Annotated in this window: 2 protein-coding genes; both read right to left on the minus strand. The window is 68.9% G+C overall.

The features are described from left to right. Positions 1-33 precede the first annotated feature (33 nt). On the minus strand, positions 34-1569 hold the full coding sequence (locus VXC91_RS44675) for an ISKra4 family transposase (protein ID WP_329513060.1): 1536 nt from the start codon (positions 1567-1569) through the stop codon (positions 34-36). Positions 1570-1635: 66 nt separating this feature from the next. Then, the gene (locus VXC91_RS44680; protein WP_329513061.1) at positions 1636-2172 is read right to left on the minus strand and encodes a hypothetical protein; all 537 of its coding nucleotides are present in this window, start codon (positions 2170-2172) and stop codon (positions 1636-1638) included. Positions 2173-2267 lie beyond the last annotated feature (95 nt).

Here is a 2267-nt window from a genome sequence, read left to right on the forward strand (position 1 = left end):
TGGGTGCGGCTCTTCCGGAGTGAAGGTCGTGGATCAGGCGGTCAGTCTGTATTCGGCCTGGTCGGGGTTGGGGTAGAGCCGTTCGTGTTCGCGGGTGGTGTGGAAGGTCCAGTAGGCGTCGAGGTGTCCGTTGCTGGTGACGGCGCGGAGTTTGAGGACGGCTTCGGCGCTGTTGAGGCCCCAGCGGGCGCCGGTGATGTCGAGGCGGTCGGCGATCAGGTGCCGGCAGGCGCCTTCGATCGCGCCGGTGGCGATGGGCCAGCCCTTGTCCAGGGCGGTGTCGTAGTGGAGTTGGTCGAGGTGGCCGGTGAGGTAGCGGTGGCAGGCGACGACTGCGTCGCGTCGTGAGGTCGGGAGGTGGGCCCGGTCGGCCTGAGTGAGAAGTTCGTCGGCGACGCGGGCGGCGTGACCGGCGAGGATCGCGGTGAGCCGGTCGGCGGTGAAGGCTTCGGCCTCGGTGCTGCCGGCCTTGTGAAAGACATGGGCGGCATCCCAGACGTACTCCGACACATGGACGAAGTCGATGAGGAGGTGGATCTTTGCGTGGCGACGGGCGGCTTCGGTCTGGATGACGTCGAGCTGGTGGCGGGCGCCGTCGAGCAGGACGATCCAGTCACGCAGGTGGTGGGGGTCGCGGGCCTGGGCCTGGTCGAAGGCTTCGGCGATAACCTGCTCGGGAGTTTTGACCAGGGACGCGGTCAGCCACTTGTTCTCCGCTTTGGGGCGGGGGCGGCGGGTGCGGTTGTTGCTGCGGCCCTCGATGGGGCCGATCACGTCGTGGGGGCGGCGTGGGGCGGGGCGGGTGTCGAAGACGCAGGCGACGGTGGCCATCCGTTTCCGGTTGGGTTTCTCGCCCGGGGCGAGCCGGCCCCGCCGGCCCTGGGCCACTGCGGCGGCGGCTTTGCGGCGGGTGGCTTCGCGCAGGGCCTCGGGCCGCATGACCACGCCCTTGCCGTCGGCCTGGATGACCAGGGGCATGTCCCGGCTGCAGGGCAGCGGGACCTTCGCGCGGTAGAAGGCGTCGATGTCGGTGGAGGCCTGGGTGACGAGTTCTTCCAGGCGCCGTTTGCCCACCACTGGACCGCATTGGCGCCGAACGGCGGCCAGGGCCTGGTCGAAGGAGCCGCGGACAGCTTCGGTCACGGCCAGACGGCGCAGGCCCGTCGAGTGTCGGCCGGCTGGTAGGGACAGCAGCACGTCCGCGGGATGCACGTTGCCCACCTGGGGGCCGCGATGCGCAACGCGCCGCACCCGGACATGACCGAAGAGGGTGGACAGCCACCGCTCATGGCCCGGCTCCCGCCACGGACGCGGCCGGCCGTCGGGTCCCGTCACCCGCAGATCCGGACGGGTGCGCAGGTGTTCCTCCTCGCGGATTGCGCGCAGGTCGAGGTGGTCCTGCAGCAGCTGGCGCATCAGCGCGCGTCCCGCTGCCTGGAGGTGTTCCTCCAGCTCGGCATGGGTCCATGCCCCGGCCGGTTCTCCTGACAAAGTGGCCGTCAGCGTCTCGAAGGCACTGACCGAGCGCGCGAACGCCTCAGGCGTGCCCTGGTTGTCGTAGTGTTCCATCCGGGCTCTTCTCTCAAGGTTCGTTTTTGGTTCGCACCTTCGAATCTAGAAGGAAGAGCCCCCTTTTCAGGGCGAGTTGGACGAATGAGTCTTTCTGATGCCGGACGGGGTGAACAGACCAGGAGAGTCCTCGTCCAGCCAGCCCCGCACCACCAGACGCTTCAGCTTCGACCGCGTCACCTCGATCTTCCCCGTCTGAGCGGGCAGACCGATCCTGGGCACCACCTGCTTGGCCCGCACCGGCCCCGGAGCGTCATCGACGACCTCGAGAATGTCCTGGTAGACCCGCGGCAGCACATCCGGCTCCATGCCCGGCTGCCACTTCGGCACCGACAACACCCCCACCACCCGACGCTCGGCCCCCTCGAACGGCGACCCGTCCCCGGCCGACGGCACCTCCCGCACCGACTCGCCCACCGGGCTGTCGTCCGTCATCCTCGCCAGGAGCTCACCGGCCGTCTCACGGGTGATCACCAGCCGCGAGAGCCTCTCCTGCTCACCCTCCAGAAGCCTGGTCAACTCGGCTACCTGGGACTCGAGTTGTTCCACCCGTTCGCGGACCTCGGCCTCCTCGGCCTCGATCGCCTCGAACAACGACCCCACCGACACCGCCTCCTCCCCTCAGGAGAAGACCTGCCCATCCAGACGCCAATCAACGTCTCCCCAGGTCAGCCCATCCCTCGAAACGAACCGCACCC

Source organism: Streptomyces chiangmaiensis, from assembly GCF_036281785.1.
Taxonomy (GTDB): domain Bacteria; phylum Actinomycetota; class Actinomycetes; order Streptomycetales; family Streptomycetaceae; genus Streptomyces; species Streptomyces chiangmaiensis.

What these genes read in the sequence shown, in the direction of transcription:
- VXC91_RS44675 (WP_329513060.1), bottom strand. Translation starts at nt 1,569, where the DNA reads ATGGAACACTACGACAACCAGGGCACGCCTGAGGCGTTCGCGCGCTCG.